The 6,827-nt window shown below is 38.2% G+C and carries 7 protein-coding genes, 1 tRNA gene and 1 pseudogene; 4 read left to right on the forward strand and 5 right to left on the reverse strand.

Going from position 1 to position 6,827, the window contains the following annotated elements:
• A pseudogene (locus GO685_RS02555) lies at positions 1-110 on the forward strand (IS982 family transposase); the annotation flags it as partial.
• A 490-nt stretch (positions 111-600) separates the two neighbouring features.
• Positions 601-1,920, forward strand: coding sequence for a glutamate--tRNA ligase (gltX, locus tag GO685_RS02560; RefSeq protein WP_175937442.1), 1,320 nt, complete (start codon positions 601-603; stop codon positions 1,918-1,920).
• Positions 1,921-2,097: 177 nt separating this feature from the next.
• On the opposite strand, the gene GO685_RS02565 is transcribed toward gltX, so the two are convergent.
• Together GO685_RS02565 and GO685_RS02570 are read right to left on the reverse strand one after the other, a co-directional pair.
• Positions 2,098-2,173: transfer RNA gene (locus tag GO685_RS02565), tRNA-Ala, on the reverse strand.
• A 107-nt stretch (positions 2,174-2,280) separates the two neighbouring features.
• On the reverse strand, positions 2,281-2,688 hold the full coding sequence (locus GO685_RS02570) for a zinc-ribbon domain-containing protein (RefSeq protein ID WP_175937443.1): 408 nt from the start codon (positions 2,686-2,688) through the stop codon (positions 2,281-2,283).
• Between the two features lie 70 nt (positions 2,689-2,758).
• Here GO685_RS02570 and dapD point away from each other — a divergent pair, with 70 nt between their 5' ends.
• Positions 2,759-3,589, forward strand: coding sequence for a 2,3,4,5-tetrahydropyridine-2,6-dicarboxylate N-succinyltransferase (gene dapD / locus GO685_RS02575; protein WP_175937444.1), 831 nt, complete (start codon positions 2,759-2,761; stop codon positions 3,587-3,589).
• Positions 3,590-3,634: 45 nt separating this feature from the next.
• Here dapD and GO685_RS02580 read toward each other — a convergent pair whose 3' ends face one another.
• Together GO685_RS02580 and GO685_RS02585 are read right to left on the reverse strand one after the other, a co-directional pair.
• Positions 3,635-3,916: a DUF2610 domain-containing protein gene (locus tag GO685_RS02580; RefSeq protein WP_175937445.1), complete on the reverse strand. Its 282-nt coding sequence runs from the start codon at positions 3,914-3,916 to the stop codon at positions 3,635-3,637.
• A complete protein-coding gene (locus tag GO685_RS02585) occupies positions 3,917-4,300 on the reverse strand; it encodes a hypothetical protein (protein WP_175937446.1) in 384 nt (127 codons plus the stop codon). It lies immediately after the preceding gene.
• A gap of 80 nt (positions 4,301-4,380) precedes the next feature.
• Between GO685_RS02585 and GO685_RS02590 the strand changes: the two genes are divergently transcribed.
• Positions 4,381-5,526 (forward strand): class I SAM-dependent methyltransferase, encoded by a 1,146-nt coding sequence (locus GO685_RS02590; RefSeq protein WP_175937447.1) that lies wholly within the window; start codon positions 4,381-4,383, stop codon positions 5,524-5,526.
• Positions 5,527-5,603: 77 nt separating this feature from the next.
• Here the strand turns inward: GO685_RS02590 and nuoF are convergent.
• Positions 5,604-6,827, reverse strand: a 1,224-nt coding sequence (gene nuoF, locus GO685_RS02595; RefSeq protein WP_175937448.1) for an NADH-quinone oxidoreductase subunit NuoF, incomplete at its 5' end; no start/stop codon positions are given.

The following is a 6,827-nucleotide window of genomic DNA, read 5'->3' on the forward strand; positions in this document are numbered from 1 at the left end:
CTCGCCATAGATCTCCTATTAACTTTTTAGTTCACATCTTTTCTACGCTTATTTCATATTCCATGCAACCCAAAAAGCCCTCTATTTCCAGTTCTTTCTTTATCGGCTAATCCATAGTTAGCGTTATTAAGTTGGTGAGTATAAAAGTAGCTGTTTCATGTTAAAATACGACGTTTTGATGATTATGGAAAGGCTGGATCTCAGTATCGGAGCACTGGGATGATACCGTCTGTTACGCAAATTACCTGCTAATTGCAATGTTCGTACAGTTGTGATGGTCTGGTTGGGATGTCTTCTTGTAAAAATTTGGCTTATCTTTTACATCCAAACAGCATTAACACGATTTGGCTTTTTGTAGATGAGTGGTCAATAGGAATTGTCCTATTGAATTCTATGATATTATTTTTTATAACATTGTTATAAACATCATGGTGAGGGGGGCTGGAGGAATTTGCCAAGTGGTTTTTTCGTTCCGTTTTAGCCAGTGTCAACTGCTTGGATAACGCCCTTTTCAGGTCCAAGCGGTTGCATCTACATCAACGGACCTTGCTTTGGCCATATATTTATATAAAATTAAAACAAATCAGAACCATAAATTGGATGTTAACAAGATTCGCTCCAAGCCCAACTGGCTACCTTCATGTAGGAAACGTTCGCACTGCACTCATTTGCTGGATGTACGCACGTAGTCAGAACGGAAAGTTTCTACTTCGTTTCGATGACACTGATCTCCAGCGTTCAGATGTTAAATGCGTAGACAGCATCATACAAGACCTGAGATGGGTCGGTATAGATTGGGATTCAAACTTTAAGCAATCAGAGCGTTCTGAGCGCTACAATGAGGTGTCTTTGCAGTTAATAAAAGAAGGACATATTTATGCGTGCTATGAAACAAGAGAAGAATTAGATATAAAACGTAAATTGCAGCTAAAACAGGGCCTACCACCGGTATATGACAGGAGCGCATTATTTCTCACTGAGCAAGAGAAAATTCGTTATGAACAGGAAGGACGAAAACCACATTTTAGATTTAAGTTGGATAGAAACGAAGTTGTTAACTGGAATGATGAAGTTAAAGGTGGAATAAGTATTGCAACAAGTCACATCAGTGATCCCATAGTAAAAAGAGAAGATGGAATTTACACATACATGTTACCTTCTGTTATTGATGATATTGACTTTAACGTAACCCATGTTGTACGCGGGGAAGATCATGTAACTAACACCGCAGTGCAGATACAAATGATTCAAGCATTAAAAGCGAAAGTCCAGACATTTGCTCACCTTCCTCTGCTACATTTTGATGATAGCAAGATATCAAAACGCAAAGGTGGACTGGATATCAAATCCATCAAAGAAGATGAAATTGAACCAGTGGCACTAGCTAGTTATTTAGCAAAACTTGGAACTTCAGACCCTATCGAGGCTCATGTTAGCATTCGGTCTTTAATTGACTCATTTGACATTGAAAAATTTAGCTCAGCATCTGCGCAGTTTAGCTTAAGTGAAGTGTATAAGCTAAATAGCAAAGTCCTACAACAAATGTCATTTGCAATGGTGGGAGAGCGTTTAAATCAAATTGGAGTGAGCTCTTCGGAGTTTTGGTATTTTATAAGAAGCAATATAGAGAGATTTTCTGAAGTTGCTAAGTGGTGGCAGATATGTAAGTCCAATATAGAACCTGTAATTCTCGATAAGGAATTTGCAAAAGTTGCTCTCAATGCATTGCCTCAAGGCGGTTGTAATGAGAACACATTATCAGAGTGGGTCAAAGCTATTCAACAGAAAGTGGATATAAAGGCAAAAGACTTGTTTATGCAGCTACGTTTAGCCCTAACAGGGACAAAAACAGGTCCAGAACTCGCTAAACTATTAATTTTTATCGGCAGAGAGAACATCATTACAAGGTTAAAGGAATAAGGTGGAACTTTTTCTGATACCAACCTCGTTATTGGAAAGTCAAATAGAACGCATCATAAATTCGCTAAACCTCTAGGCAAAAGGCGATTTTTTTTAATTTGTCCATGGGGATTTAGTATCAGAAGGTTGTTTGAGCTATAAAGTGAATTACTGTAACGGGTTTTGTGAAATGTTATATGGTGGAGGCAAGCGGGGTCGAACCGCTGACCTTCTGCGTGCAAAACAGATGCTCTACCAACTAAGCTATGCCCCCTAGGTAACTCTTACTTAAAGGATAAACTAACCCAGGCTGGAATACAAGAAATATTTATCTATTACATAATCTGCTTTCCGCCATAATGCAAGAGATCTAATGTCACATTAACTAGATCTTAAATTAGTTAAAAAAAGATAGTCTTGATAAAATTTACTTGCAGCAAGCCTTTTTATATTCGGGCTATCGGTTTGCTTTTTCTTATACCCTAATTTGTAGCTTATTGAATCCTTATACGAACCGATCGTTTTGTATACCTTATCCATTTCCTTAGGATTAGCTATTGCGATACACAATCCTGCTACTATGGCAAAAGCCAAAGCAGTAAACACTAAAAAACTCTTTCCGCCAACTTTCTTTTCTTGTATACCAGTAGTATGCAGCTCGTCTGATTCTTGTAAATATTCATGCCATGTATGGTTGCAGTTTGTACACTTTACTTTCCTTCCAAGCTTGTCTACTTGCTCGGAGGATACTAAGTAAGTTTTAGTACAATTGTTGCATTGTATTTTCACAGCACTTACACATGAGTAGTAACAAGTTCAAGTTATACAAAACTATAAACTTATTGTCAATATGTAATAGATGGAATACCTGCAGCTAGAAAAAATACAAAGTGATGTGGAAAATATCTGGAAAAACAGGCATGAGCTTGGCGACCGCAGTGCAAAAAAAGCAGCAAAAGTGATAATTAGAGAGGTAATTAAGCTCTTAGACAGTGGCAAAATTAGAGTGGCAGAAAAGCTGTCAGGTGGAAAGTGGGTAGTGCATACATGGATAAAGCAGGCAATATTATTACATTTCCTCACTGAAGAGAGTAAAATAATAGGTAGTAACAATTGGTGGTGTGATAAGATCAACAATAAATTTGATGGATGGAATGAAGAAAGGTTTTGCCAGTTAAAAATTAGAGCGGTTTCTGGGTGTTTTGTCCGTCAATCTGCCTACATAGGTACAAGTGTTGTTCTGATGCCAAGTTTTGTTAATGTTGGTGCTTATATTGATTCAGGCACAATGATAGATACTTGGTCAACGATTGGTAGCTGCGCACAAGTGGGAAAAAACTGCCATATTTCTGGAGGAGTGGGAATTGGGGGAGTTTTAGAACCTATTCAAGCTTCTCCAGTTATTATAGAGGATAATTGCTTCATTGGGGCGCGCAGCGAGATAGCCGAAGGTGTTATAATAAGAGAAGGGGCGGTTTTAGGCATGGGAGTTTTTATTGGAGCATCAACAAAAATTATTGATAGAGAAACAAATAAAGTACTTTATGGCAAAGTGCCACCTTATTCTGTGGTGGTACCAGGATCTATCCCATCTAAAAATCACATTTCAACCTATTGCGCAGTTATAATAAAAAAAGTGGATGAAAAGACAAGATCGAAAACTTCTATAAATGAAATATTGAGGAATTAAACTGCTTTGCTAGATCTCCTGCATTATGGCAGAAATGCAAGGGATCTATTTCTTGTTGTCATTTTTTTTATCATTATTAACTATAGTAATGGCATACGCACAAAGCTCTGGGAAAGAAACTCCATTTTCCTGAGACAACTTGTATAATTTCTGCAAGCTTTCTTTTACTCTACTTGGGATATTACCTCCACGCTCTTTTACAAGCCAGGAATCTTGATGATGAATTGGATGAGTGTTGCTTTTTGGATTCCCTATGTATATCGCAAAAGGCGAGCGTTGTCCCTTAAAATCACATTGTACAGTAAATTTTTTTATGGAATCAGCCATCTAAAGACCTCTACTTTTCTTTTTGGTTGGTTTTACAGCAGGTGTAGAAGGTGGTTTCTTTATGAAATCTTGCCTGCTGCTGACATTCTCTTTGCCTTCTAGAGCTCGAAGGACATCAGCTCTGCTCAATTGCGATTCTTTTGCTACCTTCATTCCATGCTTTGCCATAATATTAGCATACGCTAGCACTTTTTTTACCAATTCTAGATCACCATTTAACATTTGAACTAGAGCTTGAAATACCTCTGCTAAAGTCAACCCATCAGCGCTTATAACCTTATTTTCTACAAATTTGACAACCCCTTCAAATTTGTATTCAATGCCATCATTTTGATGTGTAAGGGCGGTATCTTGGTCGTCCATAGCTGAAGCACTATTATCCATAAGTTCTCAAGTTTATACTACACATATAAATATTCTAATACTTTATATCATGACATGCTATAGTTAAACATTTGTTAATAATGCTCACTTATATACACAAGTTAATTGATAAAAACCAAGGGTCAATATCGATCAGTGATTTCATGAATGCTGCTCTATACCACAAAGAGTACGGCTATTATATGAGTAAATTACCACTTGGCAAGGATGGTGATTTTATTACAGCGCCTGAAATCAGTCAATTGTTCGGTGAAATAATTGCAGTGTGGGTAATGCATACATGGGAAAAATTAGGAAAACCGTCAAAATTTTCTCTGGTTGAACTTGGGCCAGGCAAAGGAACACTCATCCACGATATAATAAGAGTCACTAGAAAATACAATGACTTTTTTGATTCAGTGTCGATCCACCTAGTTGAGATAAGTCCTGCTTTACAGGAGATACAAAAAGAAAAATTAAAGGGCTTAGATATTAACTGGCACGAAAATATCGATAGCCTACCAGAGCAACCAACCATCTTTCTAGCAAATGAATTTTTTGATGCCCTCCCAATAGACCAGTTTGTGTATCGTAACGGAGAATGGTATGAAAATAGGGTAGCAAAGCAAGATAACGGGGTGTCATCCAAAGTAGCTGACACTGGGGTCCAGAAAAAAGATCCCAGTGCCTCCTCTTTGTCATCCCAGTGCGTGACACTGGGATCCAGGAAAAAGGATGGTGTCACCCAAATAGCTGACACTGGGATCCAGAAAAAGGAATTGTGTGTTCCAGTATCAGCTACTCAGATGACAAACAGAAAACTTTTCGACGGCGCAGTAGTGGAAGTATGTTCAGCTGGAATTGAAATAATAAAAAGACTTGAGGAGAAGATATACAATAGCAAAGGAGCTGCTTTGATCATAGATTATGGCTACGTATATCCTGAGTATAAGAGCACTCTGCAATCGGTAAAGCAACACAAATATGCCAATTTTCTTGAAAATGTTGGTAATAGCGATATTACTGCACTTGTGAACTTTCAAGCGTTAAGAGATTCATCAAAACATGTAGATTGCGAGATTTTAACTCAGAGAGAATTTTTATATCTTTTTGGTATAAAAGAAAGAACGCAGGTTTTAATAAAAAATGCAAGTGATGAACAAAAAAATAGGATTTTTGGTGAATTTCTAAGGTTAACTGAAAACATGGGTACCCTCTTTAAAGCAATGTTGATCCATCATTTATAGTCCTGTGTGGCTTTTATATTATAGCTAAAGGTTTATCGACATTCTGCTATGTGTTAGTGGCTGAGATACCGATATGGCTACGATGTTCGCGCACAACTTCTACTGAATTGTGCTCTCTCTTCGATAACATGGCGGAAATGCCTAATTAATCCCTGAATCGGCCAAGCTGCAGCATCACCAAGTGCGCAAATCGTATGTCCTTCTATTTGAGTTGTAAGATCAAGTAACTTATCTATTTCACCAGGTCTAATGTTCCCTGTTACCATCCTTTTCATGATTCTCCACATCCATCCAGTACCTTCACGACATGGTGTACATTGCCCACATGATTCATGCATATAGAAATGCGATAACCTCTCTATTGCAGCTATTATGTCAGTTGATTTATCCATTACTATAACAGCAGCAGTACCAAGACTTGATTGTGCAGCTCTTAGTGAATCAAAATCCATTTCAATGGTATCACACACAGATTTCGGAATAAGTGGCACTGAAGATCCGCCAGGTATCACAGCAAGTAAATTACCCCAACCCCCTCGCACTCCACCTGCGTATTTTTCGACCAACTCGCGCAGTGGAATTCCAAGCTCTTCTTCAACATTACACGGGTTGTTTACATGTCCCGAAATACAAAATATTTTAGTACCGGTATTGTTTGGTTTGCCAAGAGACGCAAACCATTCTCCTCCATGACGCAGAATATCTGGAACCATGGCTATAGTTTCAACGTTGTTTATCGTGGTTGGACAGCCAAAAAGCCCAACACCTGCAGGGAATGGGGGCTTCATGCGAGGGAAGCCCTTTTTTCCTTCAATTGATTCAAGCTGAGCTGTTTCCTCTCCACATATGTAAGCTCCTGCTCCCCTATGTATAAATACATCGAGGTCATAGCCCGATTTACAGGCATTTTTTCCAATCAGGCCTTCCTTATAGGCTTCCTCAAGTGCTTTTTTTAGCACTAAATATTCATTATAAAACTCACTCCTAATATAAATATATGCAACTGACGCGCAGATTGCTCTTCCAGCTAGAAGAATACCTTCAAGTAGCTTGTGTGGTTCATATCGCAATATATCTCTGTCTTTGCATGTACCTGGCTCTGACTCGTCTGCGTTAACTACTAAATATATTGGTTGCTCTTTTGAAGGATTTTTGAGTATAAAGCTCCACTTAAGACCGGTGGAAAATCCTGCACCCCCTCGACCTCTTAAGCCAGATTTTTTTACTTCATCAATGATTTTTTCTGATCCCAAATCCAGTAGTTCTTTTGTTTTTTGCCAACTACCACGTTTTTTTGCATC

This window comes from Wolbachia endosymbiont of Madathamugadia hiepei (genome assembly GCF_013366855.1).
In the GTDB taxonomy this organism is placed as follows: domain Bacteria; phylum Pseudomonadota; class Alphaproteobacteria; order Rickettsiales; family Anaplasmataceae; genus Wolbachia.